The organism is Polyangium fumosum, assembly GCF_005144585.1.
GTDB lineage: Bacteria > Myxococcota_A > Polyangia > Polyangiales > Polyangiaceae > Polyangium > Polyangium fumosum.
On sequence record NZ_SSMQ01000099.1, the window covers coordinates 1 to 22,483 of the forward strand.

15 protein-coding genes and 2 pseudogenes are annotated in these 22,483 nt (G+C 67.7%); 4 read left to right on the plus strand and 13 right to left on the minus strand.

Going from position 1 to position 22,483, the window contains the following annotated elements; genetic code table 11:
- The 6 genes and pseudogenes from E8A74_RS47245 to E8A74_RS47265 form a co-directional block, all read right to left on the minus strand.
- Nucleotides 1–653, minus strand: a pseudogene (locus tag E8A74_RS47245) (hypothetical protein); the annotation flags it as partial.
- A gap of 1,172 nt (nucleotides 654–1,825) precedes the next feature.
- A complete protein-coding gene (locus E8A74_RS47250; protein WP_136935761.1) occupies nucleotides 1,826–3,826 on the minus strand; it encodes an FtsK/SpoIIIE domain-containing protein in 2,001 nt (666 codons plus the stop codon).
- A complete protein-coding gene (locus E8A74_RS47255; RefSeq protein ID WP_136935762.1) occupies nucleotides 3,817–5,856 on the minus strand; it encodes a hypothetical protein in 2,040 nt (679 codons plus the stop codon). The genes E8A74_RS47250 and E8A74_RS47255 overlap by 10 nt, the downstream gene beginning before the upstream one ends.
- Nucleotides 5,856–6,689 (minus strand): hypothetical protein, encoded by an 834-nt coding sequence (locus E8A74_RS55295; protein ID WP_232380060.1) that lies wholly within the window; start codon nucleotides 6,687–6,689, stop codon nucleotides 5,856–5,858. Before E8A74_RS55295 ends, E8A74_RS47255 begins: the two co-directional genes overlap by 1 nt.
- Nucleotides 6,690–6,940: 251 nt before the next feature.
- Nucleotides 6,941–7,162, minus strand: a pseudogene (locus tag E8A74_RS56210) (hypothetical protein); the annotation flags it as partial.
- Between the two features lie 122 nt (nucleotides 7,163–7,284).
- Nucleotides 7,285–7,857: a DUF3575 domain-containing protein gene (locus tag E8A74_RS47265; RefSeq protein ID WP_136935763.1), complete on the minus strand. Its 573-nt coding sequence runs from the start codon at nucleotides 7,855–7,857 to the stop codon at nucleotides 7,285–7,287.
- Nucleotides 7,858–8,057: 200 nt separating this feature from the next.
- Between E8A74_RS47265 and tnpA the strand changes: the two genes are divergently transcribed.
- Nucleotides 8,058–8,321, plus strand: a complete 264-nt coding sequence (gene tnpA / locus E8A74_RS56215) for an IS66 family insertion sequence element accessory protein TnpA (RefSeq protein WP_420814238.1) — start codon at nucleotides 8,058–8,060, stop codon at nucleotides 8,319–8,321.
- 275 nt (nucleotides 8,322–8,596) lie between these two features.
- Here the strand turns inward: tnpA and E8A74_RS47270 are convergent, their stop codons facing one another.
- The 4 genes from E8A74_RS47270 to E8A74_RS47285 are packed head-to-tail and all read right to left on the minus strand — an operon-like array spanning nucleotide 8,597 to nucleotide 13,823.
- The gene (locus tag E8A74_RS47270) at nucleotides 8,597–9,745 is read right to left on the minus strand and encodes an SPL family radical SAM protein (RefSeq protein WP_170229920.1); all 1,149 of its coding nucleotides are present in this window, start codon (nucleotides 9,743–9,745) and stop codon (nucleotides 8,597–8,599) included.
- Nucleotides 9,746–9,796: 51 nt separating this feature from the next.
- Nucleotides 9,797–10,027, minus strand: coding sequence for a DUF5989 family protein (locus E8A74_RS47275; RefSeq protein WP_136935765.1), 231 nt, complete (start codon nucleotides 10,025–10,027; stop codon nucleotides 9,797–9,799).
- Nucleotides 10,028–10,029: 2 nt separating this feature from the next.
- Nucleotides 10,030–12,234 carry an SxtJ family membrane protein gene (locus E8A74_RS47280; protein ID WP_136935766.1) on the minus strand — a complete coding sequence of 735 codons (2,205 nt, stop codon included), beginning with the start codon at nucleotides 12,232–12,234 and terminating at the stop codon, nucleotides 10,030–10,032.
- On the minus strand, nucleotides 12,231–13,823 hold the full coding sequence (locus E8A74_RS47285; protein WP_136935767.1) for an SGNH/GDSL hydrolase family protein: 1,593 nt from the start codon (nucleotides 13,821–13,823) through the stop codon (nucleotides 12,231–12,233). Before E8A74_RS47285 ends, E8A74_RS47280 begins: the two co-directional genes overlap by 4 nt.
- A gap of 314 nt (nucleotides 13,824–14,137) precedes the next feature.
- Here E8A74_RS47285 and E8A74_RS47290 point away from each other — a divergent pair, with 314 nt between their 5' ends.
- Nucleotides 14,138–15,097: a DUF4350 domain-containing protein gene (locus E8A74_RS47290; protein ID WP_136935768.1), complete on the plus strand. Its 960-nt coding sequence runs from the start codon at nucleotides 14,138–14,140 to the stop codon at nucleotides 15,095–15,097.
- A 50-nt stretch (nucleotides 15,098–15,147) separates the two neighbouring features.
- Here E8A74_RS47290 and E8A74_RS47295 read toward each other — a convergent pair whose 3' ends face one another.
- Nucleotides 15,148–17,748: a hypothetical protein gene (locus E8A74_RS47295; protein ID WP_136935769.1), complete on the minus strand. Its 2,601-nt coding sequence runs from the start codon at nucleotides 17,746–17,748 to the stop codon at nucleotides 15,148–15,150.
- Nucleotides 17,749–18,023: 275 nt separating this feature from the next.
- On the opposite strand from E8A74_RS47295, the gene E8A74_RS47300 reads away from it, so the two are divergent.
- Complete coding sequence (locus E8A74_RS47300; RefSeq protein ID WP_136935770.1) at nucleotides 18,024–18,884, plus strand: ketopantoate reductase family protein; 861 nt, start codon at nucleotides 18,024–18,026, stop codon at nucleotides 18,882–18,884.
- 370 nt (nucleotides 18,885–19,254) lie between these two features.
- Nucleotides 19,255–19,614: an arsenate reductase family protein gene (locus E8A74_RS47305; protein ID WP_136935771.1), complete on the plus strand. Its 360-nt coding sequence runs from the start codon at nucleotides 19,255–19,257 to the stop codon at nucleotides 19,612–19,614.
- A 146-nt stretch (nucleotides 19,615–19,760) separates the two neighbouring features.
- Here the strand turns inward: E8A74_RS47305 and E8A74_RS47310 are convergent, their stop codons facing one another.
- Both E8A74_RS47310 and E8A74_RS47315 read right to left on the minus strand, forming a co-directional pair.
- Nucleotides 19,761–20,786 (minus strand): hypothetical protein, encoded by a 1,026-nt coding sequence (locus tag E8A74_RS47310; RefSeq protein ID WP_136935772.1) that lies wholly within the window; start codon nucleotides 20,784–20,786, stop codon nucleotides 19,761–19,763.
- A 31-nt stretch (nucleotides 20,787–20,817) separates the two neighbouring features.
- Nucleotides 20,818–22,134, minus strand: a complete 1,317-nt coding sequence (locus tag E8A74_RS47315; RefSeq protein ID WP_136935773.1) for a cytochrome P450 — start codon at nucleotides 22,132–22,134, stop codon at nucleotides 20,818–20,820.
- Between the last annotated feature and the right edge of the window lie 349 nt (nucleotides 22,135–22,483).

The window sequence follows — 22,483 nt, forward strand, 5'->3', positions numbered from 1 at the left end:
GCGCAGACGTCTGCGCGCGCTTGCTGTCGAAGCTCGATGCGCCCGGCGGCCGGACGAACGCGCGTGCGCGCGGCGCCTGCCACGGCAGCGGGCCGGCGTCCAGACGGGGGTGAGCGAGGTGATACGGTGATTGCATCGTCATCGAAGCCTGAGGCACTCACGACGATAACCTCGTCGGGTTTCCACGACGCCGTCTCGTTCTTGCGGACGTCCTCGACAGCGCCCCTCAACTTCTCGATGTCGAACCGCTTCACCGCGGTCTTGCGGTTTTTACACTCGACCCAGGCGTGGTACGTACTCCAATTTTTTCCAAACTCGCCCACAAACAACGCAACCAGAGCAAGGATAAGGATTCCAGAGCTTGCAGCACTCGGCCATATTTTCGCGACGATGCCCTCCGCTGCATGAGTTACCAAAGCGAACTTGTGCGGCAGAAAAATCGCGGCCATACCGAGCACAAAAAGCAACATCCCGACGACGCGCAACGCATACCAGTACCGCCTGTATCGCTCCCCATGTACATCCACTTCATACGGGCGCGTGGCGACCTCTCCTTTCACGAAATCGCGCTGTACGGTCGTCGTGTAGTGAAGCGCGGACACCATCCACGCAGCGAACGCTCGTTCGAGCGCCTGTCCCTTCTTTCTGGACACGGCTCTCCCCCCTTGGTCGACACGACGCCTCCAAAATCTGTTTGGATGCCGAGGGGGGCGTCAAGCGCCTACCCACGCTCCGCTTGCTTGGCGTCTTGCAGACTGGACGATGGTCGATCGTTGGAGCGAGGGAGCGAGGTCCGTTGCGAGCTGTCGGTCGAACCGTGGAGGCCGACTCTTCGACTGGATCAATGACGTGTTCCGTCGTTCCCCCGAAGACCACCGCGTGACCTCGTCAGCACCGGAGATTGGGTCGCCGGCTGAGGCCACTCTCGATGGGGAAGGTTTACGCCCCGCGCGAGGGGCTCACGAAGGGGACGCGGTTGACCTTTGTGAAGATGTACGCTGAGAAGAACGACTCCTTCCGCGACGCACTCCCCGAGCAGGGGCAGCGCGGGAGTGTCTTCCATTCGTGGGAGGACATGTTCGGCGAGTCGGCCCCGGCGCGATACAACGGACCATCGTGGACCGAGAACGAAAGGTTTGATTTGATGCGGCTCAAGGATTTCGACAAGTCGCAGAAACTTCTCCTCCAGGTCGTATTTCCACGTGTCCGGCATCTTGAAACAGGACCCGAGTACCACCACGTCAGCACGCCGAGGGGCTTGGGACGTCTCCCGGTACGCGTAAAAGCTCAGGTTCGTACCGGGCCGAGGAACCCCATACACACGAATATCGTTAGTTGTTCGCTGATAGCTGACGAATTGCCCGTCTGCTTGCTTCGTAAAGTGCAGCTCGTCGGATAGGCGTCGCTCCGCCCACTCGAGTCCCTCGCGAGAACGGGCGCCACCCTCGTATTGGGGGACCCCGTCCCAGAGCAACCCCTTGTGATACGGACCGAGCTTGTACAGCGGCTCGTGTGTTCTTCATAGAGCCCGTTGTGCCTCTTCTTCACCGCGTGTATCTTCGAGTGCGCGATTCATGCGGCGCTGGCTTGGCCAAGGTACCAATTATCGCTGGTAATGGTACTGTTAACTGAGGTCGTTGATTCTTGCGTCCAGCGTTGGCCACCAAGGTTCCTTCTTGAACCGCTCATCCGGCAGTGCCTCGCGTACCACGGAGGCAGCCAGCGCAGGAAACAGCGCGACGAACTGCGATGCATCACTGGTGATGTGCGCGATTTGGTAAGTGTGTATCGGAATTGCGCGCCATAGATAAGGACGAGGTCGCCCTCACGCCATCGGCGCTTGTCCCCGCACGAGCCCATGCCCGAGATCGGCGTAGAAGTCCCCCTTCCCCAGAAGCTCCTCCGCCCCTCCCTGGTCCAGGATGATCCTCGAGTTAACGACCTCCTGTACGCGCAGTGCGACCCTCCCGCCCAGGTTCGCCTTGATCTCTCCGGGCACCGTCGTGCGGTCGGGCCGCTGCGTCGCCAATACGAGGTGGATCCCGGCCGCGCGAGCCATCGACCCGAGCCGCTTGACCACATCCAAAAATGGCTGCCGCGTTGCCCTCGATGCAATCAAGTCCTGAAATTCGTCCACAACGACCACCCGCCGCGGCAGTGGTACAGGCGCAGTATCATTGTAGTCGTCGATGCTCTGCACCTTCCGGTGCTCGAAGAGCGTGTATCGCTCCTCCATCTCGGCCACGAGGGCGTCGAGCTCCGCGAGAAGTGCCTCCACATCGTAGACGATCGGCCCTGCCAGGTGCGCGCCGATACCCGCGGCAAGCCCGCCGAACGTGACGCGCTTGGGATCCACCAGCGTGAACTGTATGGCCGCCGGCGGATGAAAGTGACAAAGCCCGACGATCAGGGCACGCAATAAAACCGATTTGCCGCTCCCCGTTTGTCCCGCTACGAGCAGGTGGCATGAGCTTCCGTCAGCGAGGTCCCCGGCGATCACCTCGCCATCGAGCCCCTCCCCGAGCACGAAGCGCCCCGGCCGCTCCCGCAAGAACGCGGCTTTGCGCGCGAGCAGTGTTTCGAGGTCGACCTTGCGCGGCACCTTCCGCGGCGCCGTGAAGTATCGCCGTGCCTCCTCCCGCTCGAATCGCACGTTGTACCCGGCGAGGTGATGCTCCACGTCCTGGGCTGCGCGATCGAGCTGCGCCACACGCTGCCGCGGGCTCGTGACCTCGATGCGCAGGAGCCGCGGCCCAACTGTCTTCCGGCCAAGGCTCGCAATGACCCCTTGTCGCTTGAGCTGAGACACGATCTGCGTGGCGAGGGCCTCGGCCTCCGCCATGCCCTCGGTGTCGTTCGGCAGAGCACCTATGGGCTCGCGCGGAGGGGGCAAGGTGAGTCGTCCGGCCGGATCGGGCATGGGGCGAGCTGCGCCCGCAGGCGGCTGATCGCGAGGTTCGAGCGCGTCTCGGTACGTCTCGACACACGCCGGTCGTACAGGGCACGTCGGGCAGAGATCCCGGCGCGAGGTCGCAGGCGCGTTTTCGGGGCGCTCCGACCAGCTCACCATTTTGCCGAGCAGGGGCAAGAGGGTCCGCTCCACGATGCCGTCCGCAGCCACCGGCGAGAGCTTCGTCTCGATGAGCCCCGGTTTGAAGCGCAGGATGAGGGGGTCGGCGTCGAGATCGAGCGCGTAGCGCAAGAGGTAACGATAAAGCGCCACCTGCGCCTGGTCGAGCTCCTGATTGGCCTCGTCCGTGAGCTTGTATTCGACGACGTCGACGGCGCCTCTCGCCCGGCAATACACGGCATCGATCCGGCCTGAGACACGCACCGGTACTCCGCCGGACGCGTCGAGCACGGCGTCGACCGCGAGCTCGGTGTGTTGAAGGAACGAGCGCAATGCCTCTGCCGGCCCATGCCCCGTGCCTTCGATTTGTTTCGCCAGGTAACGCGCGAGCTCCCGCAGCGCCTCGGCCAGGTCGTCAATCTCGCCGGGCATGCTCGCGGCGCTGGGGTTCGCTTCGAGCTCGTCGACGAGGTGGCCGAGGAGCCAGGCCGAGAGGCCATCTGCCACGCGCTCGCGCGGTGCATGCGGGGGGAGCGCGCGCACGGGCTCGGGAGGCGCCTCGAGCTCACGCGCGAAACGCTCGGCGATGCGGTGGAAGAGCGCGCCGAGGGACGAGGCGCCGATCGGGAAAGCGACGGCCTGCCGGCGCGCGCGACCGAGCGCGAAGACGCGCGGGCAACGGAGGGCGTTGCGGATCTCGGTGACCGAGAGTTCGCGGGCGCCGCGCCGGGGTAGGGGGTCGGGCCTCAGCGCCATGGCTCCTCCAGCGCGACGATCGCGCCGCCGAAGCGCTTGATCGGCAGCTTGGCGAGCTCCTCCATAACGGTTGCCCGCGTGGCCATGGGATCACACGCGCGCACGTCGCGCACGAGGCGATCGATCGAGGCAACCCGGAGCTTGCGCAGCTCTCGAAGCACCGGACCGTCCGCAAGGGGCCTCGCTGTTCCGCGCGGGGATGCTTCCTCTGTGCGCTCGCGGGGAGTGGCGGCATTCGGGTCTGGAGGAGGCGGCGGGGGCTCGGGTGGCCGAGGCGCCGGGGGCGCGGAGACGGGGAACGTTGTCACTCCAAGCAGAGCTTCCACGGGCCCCCATGCCTGGCAGCCGAGGGTTCGCCGGGCCCAATCCATGACCGTGTCGTACGGAATGACCTTGCCGGCGTCATCGCTCAGATCCTGGGAACGGGCCGCGCTGAGCAGGCGCTCGACTGCGAGGAGCCGTGCCAGGGCCTCGCGTTCGAGCGGCAGGAACGAAGCATTGGCTTTCTGCGTGAACACGCCGAGGAGCTTGTGAACTTCTTTCCAGGTCGGCGGGATCACGAACGCTTGCTCGCGCAAAAGCAAGACCTTGCCCTCATCTGCGAGCGCAATCGCTGCGCGCAGGACCCGGGCGAGGGAGGTATGGTGTGCTTGCTGCACGAAGAGCATGTTGCAGCCACCGTCGGCCATGCGAATGCGTAGCCCAGGAGCCCCCTCCGTTTCGCCCGTCTCGGCCTTTACCTGCACAACCAAAAGCGCCGCGAGAAGCCCTGCGCGGATGCTCTCGGCAGCCACGCCTTGGGCCTGCGTCGCGGCTTCGTCGATTCGCCTCCGCGCTTGCCCGAAGAGCTCCTGCCAGGCCACTGCGAGGCGTTCATCCGGCGAGGTGTGGACGGGCCCCGCCTCCTCTGCTTCGGGCAGCGCTCGACGCTGATACGCCTCACCGCAACCTTGCATGAGCATACGCGGCGTCATGCCCGGCGCAGCGAGCCATGCATCGACCTGTCTCGTCGAGAATGGAGACGGAAAGGGCTTGCTTCTCTCCTCCTGGGGCAGCGCGCTTCTCCACCGTTCGATGAGCTCCCGCCGCTGCTCGGGGGTCGGGAGCGCGAGGTGCTCGATCTTCTCCTCGAGCCGATCCCGCATGCTGGCGTGGAGGACCGGATGGATGCGCTGCATCCAGACGGCGTCGAGCGCCATCTGCACGATCACGAGCCCGCGCACCGTGTCGCGCAGCTCGCTCACGAGGCGCGCGTGCCGGATGATCCGGCTCGTCTTTCCCTCCTCTTCCGCGAGGTTCTCGAGCTGGTCGAACACGAGCACGATAGGCGCGCCGAACGTCGCCACCACGCCGAGCGTGCGCAACGCGAGGATGAGATCGTCCTCTCGCAGCGCAGCGCGCTCGCCGATGATGTCGAGCTGCGCCTGGCTCGACTCCTCGCCCGAGAGCCACGCGAAGAGCGCGCGCTGGCTCAGGCGGTCTGCAAAGGGCAGGCGCAGGAGGTGCTCGAGATATCGCGCGGATGTGTCGGGGAAACGATCCTCTGCCTGCGCGACGGCACGCTCGATGATCTCGCGCTGCGTGTCGGGTGGCTGCCTCGAGCAGTCGTCGATGAACGACAAGGGGAAGCGCGGGCGGCCGCCCTCCAACGTCGCGAGCATGGCCCCTACAATCACGTCGATCTGCCGGTGTTGCTGCTGGATCACCGGCTGCCGGAGCGAGCGCAGCGTCGCAGAGAGCACGTGTCGGGGCGACGGATCGACGCCGACCTCGGGCCGCGTGTGCACGAAGACGGCGCGGGGACCCACCTGCTTCCGCAGTCGTGTGAACAGGTGCGTCTTGCCGATGCCAGCAGGGCCGAGCAGCAGGATCGACGTCGAGCGGGCGGCCGTTCCCTCGCGAGCCCCGGCGTCTCGCAGTTGTTCGATGTGCGCGCGCACGAGGGAGCTCGCGCGCTCGTTGATCGAGGGGACATCGATGGGAGCGGGATCCCATGCATCCGCGTGGATGGCCTGAAACGGGTTATCCATCACGGAGAAACACGCCTCGCGTAGGAGAGAACGGTGCCGCGGGGGCCAGGTGGGCAGAGGGGGACGTCCTCGGGCTTCAGGAACTCGGCGCCGGCCTCCGGCCGCAGCTCGAGCGTCCCATCCTTCACGCCCTCGGCGAGTGCTTGGTGAATGGCGTCGAGCGGGAGATAGCTGGACAAGGAGCGCACGAGATCCGGGATGCGCACGAGCTTGAGCGCCGGATCTTCGAGGCGGCGCAGGGCCTCGTCGACGAGAATGGATGGCGCCTCGTCGGGCGTTGCAGCGGAAAAACGAAGCGAGGGCAGGAGAGGTGCGAAGAAAGCCGCGAGATCTTCCTGCAAGATCGAGCGTGGCAAGCCCTTCGCCTGAACCTTCTTGAGGGTCTTGACGACCTGCGCGGCCATCTTCGAGAGGTGTGCGATCTCGGTTGGATCGAGCGCACGCTCGGCGGGCCCGACCAGCACCTCCACCTGGGTTCGCACCACGACGCGCGCCCGTCCTTCGCGGATGAGCTTGGCGAGGGCGGTGTTGATCTCGGCCTTGGTGCCGCCCTTGACGCGCTTTCCGACGTCCCTGAGTGGAACGCGCGCGCCACCTTGGAGAAGGCTCTCGATCTGCGCCGCGAGGGGAACGCGTATCGTTTTCGGGCTGCGCTCGAGACCGCGGGCGACGAGTTGTCGCGCGAGCTCCGCGCTGGCTTCCGGGGTGAGCTTGGTCCGCGAAAGGCGTGTGGGAGGCAGAGCCTTCGCAGCGCGCACCGCGCGCTCGACATCGTCGACGAGCTGCGCATCCACCCGGTCGAGAAGGCTAGTTTTTCGGGGCACGTGCTGCAATGTAGACCACGTTCGCCCGGGGAGGGAAGGTGGAGGTTGGCGAGAAAAGCCCTGTTGGGCTTGTCAAGTCCGTTCGTCGGTCCCGGCCTCAACGAAGGGGAGGAGGAGACCTTTTGGACCGTGACTTGGATTGCGTTTGTCGGGCGGGTCCCCGTGCCAAATCTTTGCCAAATCAAATCCGTGCGAAAAGGCTTCGTTCCCCGAGTCATCCGAGCAGGCTCGGAGGGGTTTCGTAAACCGTAGGTCTGCGTGGTCGCCAGGTGCTTGTGACCTGCCATCCGCTGGACAACGTGAACAGGGATACCGGCGCGGAGCGATGAGGTGATCGCGTAGTGTCGGAGACAGTCCCCGGGGTGAGGGTTCGGCGGTGTCCTTCCCGATGTCCTCGGCCGAGCCCGCCACGTCACGAACGCACCCGAGGTCGAGGGCGACGGGGAACCGTCCGCGTCGTGCCCGATCCCAGCACGAGGCACCTCCAGGCCTGGACGGGGCTACGGAGCCGCCGTGGAAGGCGCAAGCTCCTCGTGACGCTCCTGATCAAGTCGCCCTCTCGATGATTCCGAGCGCAGTCCAAGCTCGTTCTCGGCACCCGCGTTCAGAAGCGGAACCCGACGTTGATATCCACCGTTGGCCCGAAAAGGGAGAACCCGGGGCGTGCCGTCCTCCCGAGGAAGGAAGCGCGGTGATATTGGGCGCCGAGCCCGAGGCCGAGCAGGACGTGATTGCCCAGCATCCACGTCCACCCGGCGCTCAGCCCCGCCGCGAACGCGGGGCCCCATATCTTCTCCGATGCGACCCTCGAGCGGACCGGGCCCGCCTGCGTATAGGGTGAAATCCAAAGCCCGCCGGGCGCGCGCCCGAGCGGGTGAAAGAAGACGCGCCCACGCAAGACCATACCGATGACGTCCTCGTCCGGCGTGCGGTCGCCTCCGCCCAGACCAAGCACGTTTTGCGTAACCGTCCAAGGCCCATAAAGCCCGGCGGTCGCCTGCACCGTGACGTGACAGCCGAAAACGCGCTGATAACCGGCGTTGACCACGTGCAGCCCGAGGTCCGCGACGACGGCGTTCGGGCGTTCGGCGCACGACGGCTCCTCGGCGTGGGCGGCGCTGGCGATGAGGAGGACTGCGGCGGGAACGAGCAGATCGAGGGCGGTGCGTCGTCTCATACGGCGCAGGAGCGTCGCACCGTTCGGCGTCGATGGGCAACGGCGAGGCGCTTTTCTTCTTCCTTCATGCCAGGTCAGGGCGTTCACGCCGGAGGAGGGAGCCTCGGACCTCATCCACTCGTCGGACCCGTCGCCGGAATCGGCGGCGATCGGCACAGACGACGACCAGCGACGCTGCCCTCGACGCGCGTGGAGGACGGATGGCACGGAGGACGGCGAAGCAGTGGGCTCGGCTGATCGCGCGCTGGAAGCGCAGCGGCCTGCGTGCGGGGGAGTTTGGCGCGAAGGTGGGGGTCGACGTGCGCAGCCTGCATGGGTGGCGATGGTCGCTGCGTCAACGCGAAACAATCGAGGACACGCCGACCGCGCCCGGCGAGTCGGTCCCGGCGTTCCTGCCCGTTCACCTCGTCGAAGCCCCGTCGCCTCAATGCGCTGAACAAGAGCTGCGCATCAGGCGACGGTGAAGCGTGCGAGGTGATCGGGGACTTCTACGATGGTCGTTATGGTAGGAAGGTGCGCACGCCCGAGAAGGCGCTGGAGTTTTACCGGAAGGCGTGCCGAGGGGGACGCGTGGATGCGTGTCGAGCCGCAGAGACCGCCCTTCCGTAGCAGCGGTTCACCATTGCTTCGGACATCCATGTCGAATTGCTCTCCTGGTCGGCGTGGCAAGTCCGCGCCACGAGCTCCGAGGCCCTCTCCATGCACGCCTCGGCCTCGACGCGAACCCGGGCGTCGCCGTTCACTGCATCAACGTCTGCAGGTCATCGAGCGGATCGATGCAAACGCCGCGCGCCTCGAGCGCGGCCCGCAATGCTCCCGCGGTCTGCTGGTAGAATTCCTCGGTCGCCGCATCGAGCCGACCGGCCGCGTCGTACAGGTGGCGCACGCGATCACCATCGTACATCCGATCGATTCGCACCGCGCGCACCAGCGGCGCGAGCCGCGCGGCCAGCCGCTCGGGGTCCATCGGTAGCACCGGCTGCACCACGGCGACCGTCACACACCCCGCGCGCTGGCACGCCTCGAGCGCCGCGAACCGCTCCTCGATAGGGTCTCCGCCGGGCTCGAAATGCTGCCGCACCTCGTCGTCGTCCGTGGGGATCGAGAGGCCCACCAGCACGCGGCGGAAGCGCCCCAGCAGCGCGGCGTCTTCTTGGATGCGCGCGGCGCGCGTGAGCACCCCGGGCGTGAAGCCCGTGTCCACCAGCGCCTCGAGACAACGCCGCGTGATGCGGTACTTCTTCTCCAGCGGCTGGTAGGGGTCCGTCACGATCGGGCTCATGCGAACCAGCCCAGGCGGCAGGGTCGCGACCTCCCGCGCGAGCACCTCGGGCAGGTTGACCTTCACGTCGACGTAGCGCCCCCACGGCAGCTTCGCGCGGCCCTCGAGCTCGCGCGACAGGTCGGCGCGATCGGCCACGTAGCAAAACTCGCAGCCGATCATGCAGCCGACATACGGGTTGAGGTAATAATGCCCCGGCCCCTGCTGCACGAGCGCGCGCTCGACGCGGACCTCGCGCACCTCGCTCCCGCGCGTCGGCGCCGGGCGAGGGATCACGGGCAGCGCGCCTTCTCGTCGCCGCACCATCTCGACGAGCTGCCCGACCGCGCGGTGGGCCAACGCGCTCAGCGGCTTCTCGGGATCGAACTGGTGCCGCGCGCACACGTTGAACCGCGACGTCCGCGTGTAGCAGTCGCGCGTATCGTCGCGGTTCTCGAACTCCACCAGCACCCACTCGTCGCCGCGGACGAGCACGACGCAGACGCCCTGCTCGACGTCCCAGCCGGCCAGGCGAAAGCCACCGGGCGCCGGGCGGGCGTTCAACAGCGGCGCGAGCAGCTCGCCCACGATCTGGTCGAGCCTACGAAGAGGCGGTTCATCGCTCACGCTCGGGATGCTACCGGTGCCCACCATGCCCGCGCAATTCCGATACGCGGCTCAGAAGAGCGTGTAGATGAGCGGCGAGAGCACGGTGCCCGACAGCGAGAGCACGAGCCCGAGGATCAGGAGGATCACGAGCACGGGCGTGAGCCAAAGCTTGCGGGTCTCGCGCAGGTAGGCGAGGCCGTCCCGCAGCGTGGACTGGCGCGTGGTCCGCGCGGCTTCCTCGAACCGGGAGGGGACGTGGTCGGGGTCGTCCTGTTGTTTCGGAGGAGGTGTCTCGGACATGGTCAATAAAGCCTGAAGTAATGCCGGGGCTCCCGGGGGGTTCGTTTGTCCTTCAAATACGATTCCGCTGCTCGGGCGAAGCGGAGCCCGAGCGGATCGCGCCCCAGGAGGGCGCGCACGAGGGCGATCGGCGCGAAGACGACGAGGTAGACGACGCCGAGCACGATCGGCCCGCTCACGGCGCCGAGCAGCGCGCCGAGCGCCATCCACGCGCGATACATGGCGCGACCGAGCCCCGGGACGAACGTGCCCGCGAAGAGCGCCGCGCCTGCGAGGGCGCCCGCGGCGAGGTCCTTGGGATCACGCGTGCCTCGCCAAACCGCCGCCCCGGCGACCACGCCAAGGAAAAGGAGCAGGAGCCCGAAGTGGATCCGCGTCCGTCGCGAGGGATTCGCGTCTTCCGGACGCAGAAATCGATCGAGGGCGCGTGGAGGACGAGGGGCCGGTGGTCCCATCGACGCGAGCGCCGCGAGCGCGGCGGGGGACTGCTCGTCGCGCAGGAGCAGAGAGCGCTCGATCACGAGGCCGTCGAGGTCTGTCCGAGCAAAACAGCGGAGCGCGTCCTCCGGCGTGCATACGATCGGCTCGCCGCGGACGTTGAACGAGGTGTTGAGGAGCACGGGGCAGCCCGTGCGCGCGTGAAACGCCTCGAGGAGGCGGAAATAGAGGCCGTGGCGCGCCTCGTCCACGGTCTGGATGCGCGCCGAGCCATCGACGTGCGTGATGGCGGGGAGAGCGGGCGCCGCGTCCTTTCGCACCGGGACCACGTGCGTCATGTACGGCAGATCCTCGCCCGGCGCGACCTCGAAGAATTGGAAGGCGTGCTCGCGGAGCACCGAGGGCGCGAAGGGGCGGAACCCCTCCCGGAATTTGATCTTGTGGTTGATCGTGTCTTTCATCCCCGCGACGCGAGGATCCGCCAGGATGGAGCGGCTGCCGAGCGCGCGGGGGCCGAGCTCCATGTTCCCCTGGAAGAAGCCCAGGACCCGCCCCTGGGAGAGCTCTTCGGCCACACGCCCGACGAGCGTTTCCTCGTCGAGGTCGTGCACATGGAGCCCCCGTCCAGCGAGGGCTGCGTGAATCGCGGCCGCGTCGTGGGCGGGGCCGAGCAGCGAGGCGTGTTGCGCGTCCCCCGCGCGCGCCACGCGAGGTTTGTCGAGGAGCTGGTGCCATACGAAGAGCGCGGCGCCTGCGGCGCTGCCCGCGTCGCCCGCGGCGGGCTGCACCCAGACCCGCTCGAAGGGACCTTCGCGCTGGATGCGCCCCACGGCCACGGAGTTCAGCGCGCAGCCGCCGCCCAGGCAAAGCGTCTTCGCGCCCGTCTTTTTCGCGGCCGTGCGCGCGAGTCGCAGGAGGATGTCCTCGGTGACGCGCTGGATCGATGCGGCGACGTCCTTGTGCCGCTCTTCGATCGGCGCGCCGGGCGCGCGCGCCGGAGCCCCGAAGAGCCGCTCGAACGCGGGGGAAATCATGGTCACACCGCCGAGCCAATCGAAATAACGCATGTCGAGGCGGAACGACCCGTCGTCCTTGAGATCGATCATTCGCTCGCGGATGAGCGCCTCGTAGCGGGGCTCGCCGTAAGGAGCGAGGCCCATCAGCATGTATTCGCCCGTGTTCACCTCGAAGCCAGCCCACTGGGTAAAAGCGGAGTAGAGCAAGCCGAGCGAATGCGGGAAGCGCAGCTCGTGGGAGAGCTCGATCCTGTTGTTTCGGCCAAACCCGAGCGTCGTCGTGGACCATTCACCCACGCCGTCCACCGTCAGGATCGCGGCCTCGTCGAAGGGGGAGGGGAAAAACGCCGCGGCGGCGTGGGCCTCGTGGTGCTCCGTGAACACGAAGGCGCGCGGGAAGCGGCCCTCGAGACCCCGGGCGAGCTCGCGGGGCAGGAAGAGCTTGCGCCCGAGCCAGGTGGGCAGCGCCCTCCGGAACTGGGGGAACGTGAACGGCGCGCGGGAGAGGTGGGTCTCGAGGATTCGATCGAATTTGAGCAGGGGTTTTTCGTAGAACGCCACGTGATCGAGATCCTCGATCCCGATCCCCGCCTCGGCGAGGCAGGCGGCGATGGCCCTTCGCGGGAACGCCTCGTCGTTCTTCAAACGCGAGAATCGCTCTTCCTGGGCGGCCGCGACGAGCTCGCCGTCGATGACCAGCGCCGCCGCGGCGTCGTGATAGAAGGCCGAGATCCCCAGGATCCGCGTGCTCACGGCGCCGCCCGCTCGAAGAGGAGCGGCGCCGTGAGCTCGGAGAGCCGGCGCGCCATTCGATCGTGCCCCTCGGCGTTCGGGTGGGTGATGTCGAGGGCGTCCTTGGGCTTGAGGAAGGCCCGGTGATCTTCACCCCGGAATGCGTCGACCACGCGCCCAGCTTCGAATCCCTGCTCGCGCGCCGCGCCGACGACCTTGTCGTAGACGGCGAGGCAGCTCGGATCGTCGAAGGGCTCCACCAGCGGCAGGGGCGCGACGAGGACCTGGAAATGATGCTTGTCGGCGAGCAAGCGGAGCCGCGAGAGCGACGCGCGCACGACGAGGTCGAACGTGTAGCCCGCGTGCATCTCCTCGAAGAGGGTGCATTTCCGGCGCACCCCCACTTTGGCGAACTGGAAGGCGAAGAAGCTGTTTCCGATACGCCGGTATCCGCCGTTCTGCAAGAACGGGTCGTTCAGCACGTAGGCGAGCACCACCAGGTCGGGCTCGTACCGCAGGCCCACGCTTTCGAGCAGGCGCACCTCCTGCACGGTGTTGTATCCCTCGCAGGAGACGTTGACGACCTCGACCTTCTGCCCCGCGGGCGCCTTCTGGGCGAGCAGCGCCTCGAGTTGCCGCGGAAAACGACGGCGAAACGGGATGGACGGGTCATTGGGGACCGAGTCTCCCAGCACCACCACGCGGAGCACGCCGGGGGGCTTGGGGACGACGTGCGGCACGTCCCATAACCCATCCTCGGTGACCACGATGCGCTCGCCTTCGGACTCTTCGATCGCGTAGCCGGGCCGGTACGTGTACCGCAAGAGGCCGTCGTTCGACGGGGCGACGTGCTGGTTTCTCACGTCTGCCTCCGCGAGTCGCCATTCCATGAGCAGGAGCGTGAGCGGCGCGGCGATGGTCAGCGTCACGAGCCCACGGCGGACCTGGGGCCACCGGACGAACCCGGCGAGCACGAACAATAGCGCCGCCCCCACGACGATGTAATGGAACGGGTCCGGCATGAAGAAATCGGCGTCCGCCGCGCGGATGGCCCAGAGCTCGACCAGCACGACGCTGCCGAGGAACAGGAGGACGGACGCCGGAGGGGCATGGAAACGTTTGTCCGAAGCGACGTCCTTTTTGGGGACAGCCTCGACGGGGGCTCGCCGCCTTCGCCAGAGCGTGCTCCCCGCGAGCGCGAGCGCCGCGCCCGCGAGGCCCGTGACGATCAGCCACGGCCACGCGACCGGGGTTCGTCCCGGCGGATCCGGGGGGCGCACCTCCGGAGGTGGCGGCTTGTCCGGGGTCATGATCGCGGCGGACGCGAGGAACGTCGCGTCCCGCGCGAGACACGCGCCGAGCGCGTCGAGGGCGCGCTTGCGTGGCTCCGGCTCCGCGTTCCAGTCCTCGAATTGGCCCAAGGGGGAGAGCCCTGCCTGGCCCACGCGGCGAAAGGAGCGGCTCCCGTCCCGCGCGATGTCGACCCGGAGCGCCGCCTCACCTTTCGCCTCCACGATCACGTGCGTCAACGACCCCTGATCGGCGAAACAGTCGAATGCCGTGAGCCCGAGGTGCTCGGCGTCGGCGCAGGCCGCGATCCAGGCCTTCACGGGCGGAGCGCACGCAGCTCCTGGCGCTTCCCCCGTCTCCGCTGCATCTGCCGCGCGCGGGAGAAGGAAAAGAATCAGGCACGCGACGAGGGATCGGAGCATGGCGGGGGCTTCGGCGCGCATCTTCGTACCGAACACGTCACGGCTCCCGCGCGTCGAGCGTGTTCGCCAGCGGGAGCCGGGCGCGCCGACGGGACCGTTCGGGAGGCACAGCGCGAAAGCTCCCCGGATTTGGCGGGGATGTCAAGCCTCAACTGCCGCTGGGAGCCCTCGTCCTGATTGACATGCTGGCCGATGCCGTCGACGATCGCCGCATGAGGAAGCGTATCTTGTGCATGGGGTTGTTCGTCGGGGGGCTCGTCCACTGCTCGGGGGGGGAAAACGGGGAGGCGACCGGCCCCGGGGGGCAAGGGGGCGGCGCGGGGGGATCGAGCGCGAGCGCGGGCGGGAGCGGAGGCATGAACGCGGGCGGCGGCGGCATGGGAGGCGACGGAGGCATCCTCTTTCCGAGCGGCTCGGGGGGCGGAGGCGGGTCGTGTATGCCGACGAGCGCGGTCGAGACGATGTGCGACGGCAAGGACGACGATTGCAATGGCCGCGTCGACGACGTGGACGTGGGCAAGGACGGAATCTGCGATTGCTTGCGGCTCGGTATCGTCGGCGGTCCGGGCAGCAATCCCTCCTCGAACTTCCAGGCCTGGCTCACGGAGCGAGGGACGAGCGTGGAGCGAACGCATCAGACGCCCGGAGAGGTCTTCGACGCTGCGTTCCTCGACAAGTACGACGTCCTCATTTTCGATCGGCTGACGCGGCCGTACACGGCCGAGGAGGCGAGCGCGCTCGCGGCGTGGGTCGGGATGCGGGGCGGGTTCGTCTCGATGACGGGATATACCGACGCGGAACCTGATTTCTACACGAACACGCTGCTCGCCCCGTTCGGGCTCGCATACCAGCCTGGTCTGTACTCCGAGCCGGTGACGATGTTCGCCGCGCATCCGGTGACGGCGGGGCTCTCGTCCGTGACGTTCCTCGGCGGATACCTGGTCAAGGATCTCGGCGGGAGCGGCGGCACGAGCGCGGCGATCGGGAGCATCTCGGCGGGGCCTGTGGCATTCGCGCACGAGCGGGGCAAGGGCCGGGCCGTGGTCTGGGGCGACGAGTGGATCGAGTACGACAGCGAATGGCAAGCGCTGCCCGAGATCGAGCAGTTATGGGTCAACATCCTCGCGTGGATCGGGCCCCAGGATAGCTGTCAGGTGACGGTGCCGAAGTGACGGCTCGCTCGTCACCCGCCAAGCCGTAGGTAACGTCGAGCTCGGCGGCGTCAGCCCCTGCGGCGCCTGCGCAGGCCGAGCGCGAGAGCGGCGATCGCGGGGAGCGCGAGGGCCGGGGAGGGGGATCGCGCCGGGGCCGGTCGAAATGCGCAGAGGCCCGGGGAGATGGCCTCACCCTCGGGGGCAGCCGGCGCGCCCCCCGAGCTATCGCCGCCGCCGCCTCCGGTCCCGCCGCTGCCACCTCCGCTGCCGCCGCTGCCGCCGCTGCCGCCGCTGCCGCCGCCGCCGCTGCCACCCGCGCCGCCCTTGCTCATGCAAAGGCCGGCCATGCACAATCCAGCGGAACAATTCGATCCATCGGGCGCGAATCCGTCCGCCGGGCACGATGGGCCGGAGCCGTCACACGTTTCGACCACGTCGCATTCCGTCGCCTGCGCGCGGCAGACGGTTCCGGTCAGCAGCGCAACGTCCGGCGGGCAATCGCCGCTCGCGCCGGTGCAAGATTCGGCCGTGTCACAGGGGCCATTCTCCGTACGACAGACAGTCAAAACGGGGAGGAAAACGTCCGCGGGACACGTTGCGCCGATGCATACCTCGGCCACATCGCAGGCGCCCACCTCGGGACGGCAGATCGTCCCGGGGGGCGCCACCTTGTCGAGGGGGCAGGTCGAGCCACCATTGCACGTCTCGGCCGCGTCACAGGCGTGCGCCGCGGCGCGACAGACCGTGCCTGGGGGCTGCTTCTGGTCGGGCGGACAACTCGTGCTCGCCCCGTCGCAGAGCTCCTCCGCGTCGCAATCGCCTTGCTTTTTCCGGCAGAGAACCCCTGCCGGGCCTGCCACGTCCGGCGGGCATACCCCGGCGTTGCACGTCTCGGCCACGTCACATACGCCCACGGCTGCCCTGCAGATGCCGCCCGTGGGGATCGTGACGCATGTCCCGTTCGCCGGTGCGCCGAATGCCGTGCTGCACGCGAGGCAATCGCTCGGGTCCCCTCCGCCGCATGCCGTGTCGCAGCAGACCCCGTCCACGCAGAAGCCGCTCGGGCAGTCCGCCGGGCCTTTGCACGACACGTCCATCCGGAACGCGCACGTCTCACCGATATACTCGTCGACGATGAGGTGACCATGCTTCGAGGGCGCGGTGGCGGCCACGATGTCGCCCGAGATGACCACGCTGCTGCCGAACTTCCCTGGGGAGTCGTACATGGTGACGTTGCTCGGCCGGAACGAGCCGTGCTGGAACCAGAGACTGCCGGTCCTGCCAAAGGCGTAGAGCATCCCCCAGCCGCCGTCCTTGCCGGGCGCACCGGCCACGACCGTGTCCGCGTCGATGTCCACCGCGGCGCCAAGTTGGTCCCCGGCCGCCGCGTCGCTCGCCGTGAGCGTGGCGTGCGGGACCCATGCGCCCCCGCTCACGACATGGACCTGGATCGCCCCTGCGCCCATCGCGGCGACGTTGGCGTCCGGGATGCCGAGCACGAGCGTCTCGCCGGAGATCGCCAAACTCTTCGGGGTGCCAGCGGCCGGGAAAGGCAAGGTGGCCTCCGTGCTCCAGAGCCCATTGCTGCGCAAAAGCACGACCACGCTGTTGCCGCTGAAGAGCGCGATCCGGTCGCCGGAGACGGCCAGGGGGGGTTGCCATCCGTCGGCGGGCGGCGGTATCACCGATTCCTGCGTCCAGCCCCCTGCGCCGTGCACGTGGACGTGGAGCGATCCCGAGCTCAGCGCGGCCAGGGTCGCCCCCGAGGCGGCGATTTTGCTGCCCGGAAGGGCGATCTGCGTATGGTTGAAGGCGCCGTTCGGCTGCGACTCGTACACCTCGATCGGGGCATTGGCATTGAAGGGCGCGATGAACAAGCTCCCCCCGCCGATGGCCAGGGCTCCGTGAGGGTAAGGGCTGATCGGAATGCCGGGGCCGTGGCTCACCATTTTGTTGAGGGTTTGCCAGTTCGGGAAGACGTGCGTGCCCGAGGGATAGAACATGGGGTCGGGGCCAAAAAAACCGACGGCCAGGAAGCCATCTTCGAGGGCGATTCCATATCCATCGCGGTAGTAGATGGAGTTATCGTCCAAGGTGCTCTTGAGGATGTACGACCTTCGCTCGTTCAGCACCATCAGCGGGTCTACCGTCACGGGATACACCGCGGCGGCGTCGTCGACCCGGAGCGATATCACGCGCCCGCCCTCCACCACCATCCGCGAGGGCAGCACGCGGCCGAGCGCGTCGAAGGCCGAAAGCTCGCCGTAGCGCAGCGAAAACCCCCCGCTCGCGTCGCGCAGCGCGAGATCCCCGGCGTTCGCGCCGGGCGTGGCCTCCATCCCGGAGAGCTCGAGGGACAACTCGAAGCCTGCCTTTTCGCACAGCGGCGTGGCCAGCGTGAAACCCTGCTCGATCCCTTCGGGCCTCTGCTCGTACCATTCCACGAGCGGCACGTCGTGCCGGACGTACGCCACGTGTCCCCTCGTAGCCTGCACGAGGGCGGGCCCCACGGGCCGCGGATGGCCTGCGCATCCAGCGCGGAGGAGCGTCATCCCGCGGGCCGGGCCCTGGTTCCGGGGAGCCAACCGCATCCCCTCCGGGCCGAACGCGGCCAGCACGCCGCCGCTCTCCCCCATCTCTGCGGCAAACACCGCGCTGCTGGAAACCATGATCCCCAGGAGCGCGGCGGCCCCCAAAAACGACCAAGCCCGGTTCTGTATGCTGGGACGCATTCTGACAGCTACGATGCCGGTCTTCGCGAACACATTCAGCGTCCCTGGCGTCGGAAACCTGCTGGTCAAAGCGGTGCGATAGGGGCGTGTGTCGCGACGATGCCACTGCTCATTTTGCGCGCGTGCACCACGCCTGCTCGAAGGCCACGACCTCGTCCCGCGACGAGCGGCGCGGCTTGTCGAGGGATCCGGCGCGTGGTACGCCGCGTGGAATGCAAATCGCAATCATCGGGCCCGGAGGCATTGGGAGCACCTTTGCGTTTCAGCTCGCGCGCGCCGGGCATGCGGTGACGGTGGTCGCCCGCGGCAAGCGGCTCGAGCAGTTGCAGCGCGAACCGGCGATCGTGACCGCCTCGGGCGAGCGCGCGGCCGTCGGCGTCAGCACGGCGCTCGACCCGACGATCGCGTGGGATCTTGTGCTGGTGCCGGTGCTCGCCCCGCAGGTGGATGGGGTGTTGCCGGCGCTGGCTGCGAGCGCGGCGCGCACGATCATGTTCATGTTCAACACCTTCGAGCCGCTCGACCGCCTGCGCGACGCCGTGGGCGCCTCGCGGTTCGCGTTTGGCTTCCCGGCGATCCTCGCTGTCGTCGCCGACGGCGTGCTGACGACGGACATCGTCCGTCGACCCATGAGCACGACCGTGACCGACGCCGCCTGGGCCGAGGTATTCTCCGCCGCGGGCATCCCCAGCGTGGTGCACCCGGACATGGAGAGCTGGCTGCGCACCCACGCCGCCATGGTCATGCCGATGATGATTGCGATCGCGCAGGCGCATACGCGCGGCGCGGGCGTGTCGTGGCGCGAGGCGCGGACGCTGGCGCGCGCGATGGACGAGGGCTTGCGCCTGGTGCGCCGGCTCGGAAACAGCATCACGCCGGCGCCGATGGAGGTGATGAGCCGCCTGCCGGTGCCGGTGCTGGCGAGCTTCCTCTGGACCGCCTGCCGCGTACCGGCGATCCGCAAGTCCGGCGCCGCCGGCCTGGTCGAGCCACGGGCGCTGCTCGACGCGATGATCACGGCGGCCCCGGGCCCCACGCCCGCGCTGGCGGCGCTGCGGCCCCTGGTCGCATGAAGGACGGCCGTGGCAGCCTTCGATGTCGGAGGGAGGGGACTTCGATCACGGGCTCGGCGGCTTCGATATCGGAGGGAGGGGACTTCGATCACGGGCTCGGCGGCTTCGATATCGGAGGGAGGGGACTTCGATCACGGGCTCGGCGGCTTCGATGTCGGAGGGAGGGGACTTCGATCACGGGCTCGGCGGCTTCGATGTCGGAGGGAGGGGACTTCGATCACGGGCTCGGCGGCTTCGATGTCGGAGGGAGGGGACTTCGATGTCGGAGGGAGGGGACTTCGATCACGGGGTCGCCGGCTTCGATGTCGGAGGGAGGGGACTTCGGGGAGGGGTTGCCTCCCCGGCCTACCCGACCGAAGATGGCCCTGCTGTGATCCAGATTTTCGGTACGACCAAATGCAAAGCGACACGTGCCGCGCAGCGGTTCTTCGCCGAGCGCGGCATCAAGGTGCAGAGCGTCGACCTGCGCGAAAAGGGCCTCTCCAAGGGAGAGCTCGCCAGCGTCGCGCGCGCTGTGGGCGGCATGCGCGCGCTCTACGATGCGGAGAGTCCACGCGTGAAGGAGCGCGGGCTCCAGTACAGCGCCCCGACCGAGGCACGCCTGGCCGAGCTGCTCTTGGAGGATCCGCTGCTGCTGCGCACGCCCATCGTGCGCTCCGGGACGCGCGCGGCGGTGGGCGCGGCCGAGCCCGCCTGGAAGGCCCTCGCGGACGCCGAGAAGGCGCGGTGATCCAGGTCTCTTGAACGGCTCGGCGCATGGGCTGCGAGATGTAGAGCCGCGTCATTCGTTATGGAAAAACGGCGGGCACAGCCATACCTGCGTGCCGCAGATCGCCGTGCGCGTGGGTTGCGACACGCCGCCTGAACGCCCGGCAATCAGCGCGTCTTGGATATCGCAGGAGCCTTCTTCGCAGGCGCCTTCTTCGCAGGCGCCTTCTTCGCAGGCGCCTTCTTTGCAGGCGCCTTCTTTGCAGGCGCCTTCTTGGCTGCGGGCTTCTTGCTTGCCAGGAGCGCGCGGAAGCCGTCGGCCAGTTTTTGGTGCCGAGGCAAAAGGGTCTTGCGCCAATCGAGCTTCGTCGTTGTGACGGTGCCCGCCTCGAGCGACGCGATTTCACGATCGAGCTGCTCGATCGCTTGCGTCAATATTTCGCTCGGCAGGCCGCGAAGACTCTCGTTCAGGCCTCCATTCCCGGTGATCGCGTCCCATAGTTGCCTCACGGCTTCATCGGCGACGCTCGCACGCCGGTCGGTCCACGCCTCGAGCAGGAGCGAAAACTGCTGCGCTTCTCCGGCCGCGTCGGCGGCCTGATAACGTTCGGCTTTGCCCGCGCGGAAGGCCTCGTACGCGGCGATGGCTTCCTCCGGCACGGGCACGGCGGGATTGAACGTCCACGCCGGCGGGTAGGGTCGACGCAAGGACAGGTGCTTCACCGCGGCGACGGCGAGCCGTTCGTCCTCCCCTCGAAGAAGGGCGGCGACGGCGTCGAGCCAGCGCTCCTTCGCCTCGAGCACCTTCGCGAAGACCTCGGTTTCGGCCTTGGCGTGGTGAAGGGGGCCGAAGGGCTCGGGCTCCGTTCGAACCTGCTTCGGTTTGCGGCTCGTCTGCACCGTGTCCGCCTGCCAGAGCGTCCCGGGCTGGGCCTGTTCGAGAAACGCCGCCAGGCGGCCGGTCATCTTGTCGACCGCCTCCACATCGTACCTCGTGAGTCCGTTCGCAGAGCGGCACATCGGATCGAGCAGGGGCAGGTGTTCCGCGAAGAACGAGCCCTCGACGACACGAACGGGGTTGATACCTCGCCCGCAGAACCCACAGACCGGATCGACCAGGGTGCGGTCCGGCGTGACACGAGCGCCGTTGTGTTCATGGTCGGCGGCGACGAGTGTAGGCAGAATTTTCGGCATGCTCCCCTATAAGGCAGAACCCGTCCGTTTGTCACGCCTTGGCGCGCTGTGCACGTGGGGGATGACGCAGGCCAACGAGGGACGTCGACACGAGCCGATGCGCCAACGCATTGCGGCAACCATGCCGTCGCGACGGGAGCACGCGTGCGTGGGCGGCCGATTTCAGCGCGGCATGATCACCATCGGCAGCCCGTTCGTGATGCCGAGCGTGCCCTGCATCGACCAGCGCGGCGCGAAGCCGGCGCGCAATCGCGGCGTGAACCGCTGCGCGAGCATCGCGAGGAGCAGGTGGCTTTCGAGCAGCGAGAAGTTGTTCCCGATGCAGATACGCCACGTCGAAGTCGCCGAATTTGTCGGCGGTGACCACGTCACGCGCATAAAACGGAGCCGCCGGGTAGAGCCGCAGCACCTCCTTGATGACCTGCAGCGTGTACGGGAGCTGCCGCAGCTCATTCGCCGTCGGCGTCCGCCCGCCGAGCACGCGATCGAGCTCCTCGTGCAGGCGTTCGGTCACCTTCGGGTTCGTCGCGAGCGCATACCAAGCAAACGTCATGGTGCGCGCGGTGGTCTCGTGGCCTGCGAAGAACGTGGTGATCGACTCGTCGCGCAGCAAGCTCTCCGACATCGCCTGGCCGGTCTCGTCGTCGCGCGCCTTCATCAGCCGCGAAAGGAGGTCGTCGTGCCATTGCGCCTCGTCGGTGCCGCGTCGCTCCGCGATGAGCGCGCGGATCGAGCGATGCACCATCTCCCGCGCCGCGAGGTACTTGCGATTCTTCGAGGTGGGCAGCCACATGGGGAGCGTCGGGCCCGCCATCTGGTCGTTGACGAAGGAGAGCATCGTCTCCACCGCGTCCTTCATCTGGTGGATCGACTCCATCGTCTCCGTGCTGAACATCGCCTTCAGAATGATGGAGGCGGTGACGTTGGTCATCTCCTCGGCGATCTCCACCTCGGTGCCCTTGCTGGCGAGCGCCTCCCAGCGCTCCACGAGGCGCGCGCCGTCGCGAATCATCAACTCCGCGTACGCCTGCACGCCCTTGGGTGTGTAGAAAGGCGCCATCAACTTGCGCTGCCGACGCCAGAGCTCTCCGTTGCTCGCGACGATGCCATTGCCGATCAGGTACTTTCGCACCGAGTCGTAGCTGCCGAGTTTCTCGTAGTTCTGCCGATGGCTGACGCTGACGCGCTCCACCACGTCGGGGTGCATCGCGAAGACCAGCGTGCGCCGACCGATACGCACCTGGAACACGTCCCCGTGCTCGCGCCACTGCTTCCCCACGAAATCGAGGAATCCGAGGGTGCGAACGCCGTTGAGGAACTGCAGCAGATGGGGGCCGGGGGCTTGCATGCTCAGGCTCGGGGTGAACTTTGTTCAGCGGAGGGCGGGATCGACGGAGACGCACGAGAGTACCCGTCCGGTGAACACCGTCAAGACAAAGCCGGGCGTTCGAATCACGGATTCCGCGCCGAATCTTTCTTCCCAGGGGAACCGCAACGACGCGAAAGACGAGGCGTACATGGGCGCCGTGCTCGGTCGCGCTGGGAGGGCGCGTGCCTTGCAATGGTCCTCGTGCCCGCGCCGCCGTGGGCATGGGGGGGACAGGAGCATGCGGGGGGGATTGCGCATCCTGACGTTTGCTGCGGGGGCGCTGGGGGGCGCCGGCTGCGGGGAAGGTGTCCTCGGCACCGGAATGGAG

What these genes read in the sequence shown, in the direction of transcription:
- E8A74_RS47275 (WP_136935765.1), bottom strand. Translation starts at nt 10,027, where the DNA reads ATGTCCGAGACACCTCCTCCGAAACAACAGGACGACCCCGACCACGTC.
- E8A74_RS47315 (WP_136935773.1), bottom strand. Translation starts at nt 22,134, where the DNA reads ATGCAAGCCCCCGGCCCCCATCTGCTGCAGTTCCTCAACGGCGTTCGC.
- tnpA (WP_420814238.1), top strand. Translation starts at nt 8,058, where the DNA reads ATGGCACGGAGGACGGCGAAGCAGTGGGCTCGGCTGATCGCGCGCTGG.
- E8A74_RS47295 (WP_136935769.1), bottom strand. Translation starts at nt 17,748, where the DNA reads ATGGTTTCCAGCAGCGCGGTGTTTGCCGCAGAGATGGGGGAGAGCGGC.
- E8A74_RS47310 (WP_136935772.1), bottom strand. Translation starts at nt 20,786, where the DNA reads ATGCCGAAAATTCTGCCTACACTCGTCGCCGCCGACCATGAACACAAC.
- E8A74_RS47255 (WP_136935762.1), bottom strand. Translation starts at nt 5,856, where the DNA reads ATGGATAACCCGTTTCAGGCCATCCACGCGGATGCATGGGATCCCGCT.
- E8A74_RS47300 (WP_136935770.1), top strand. Translation starts at nt 18,024, where the DNA reads ATGCAAATCGCAATCATCGGGCCCGGAGGCATTGGGAGCACCTTTGCG.
- E8A74_RS47265 (WP_136935763.1), bottom strand. Translation starts at nt 7,857, where the DNA reads ATGAGACGACGCACCGCCCTCGATCTGCTCGTTCCCGCCGCAGTCCTC.
- E8A74_RS47290 (WP_136935768.1), top strand. Translation starts at nt 14,138, where the DNA reads ATGAGGAAGCGTATCTTGTGCATGGGGTTGTTCGTCGGGGGGCTCGTC.
- E8A74_RS47250 (WP_136935761.1), bottom strand. Translation starts at nt 3,826, where the DNA reads ATGGCGCTGAGGCCCGACCCCCTACCCCGGCGCGGCGCCCGCGAACTC.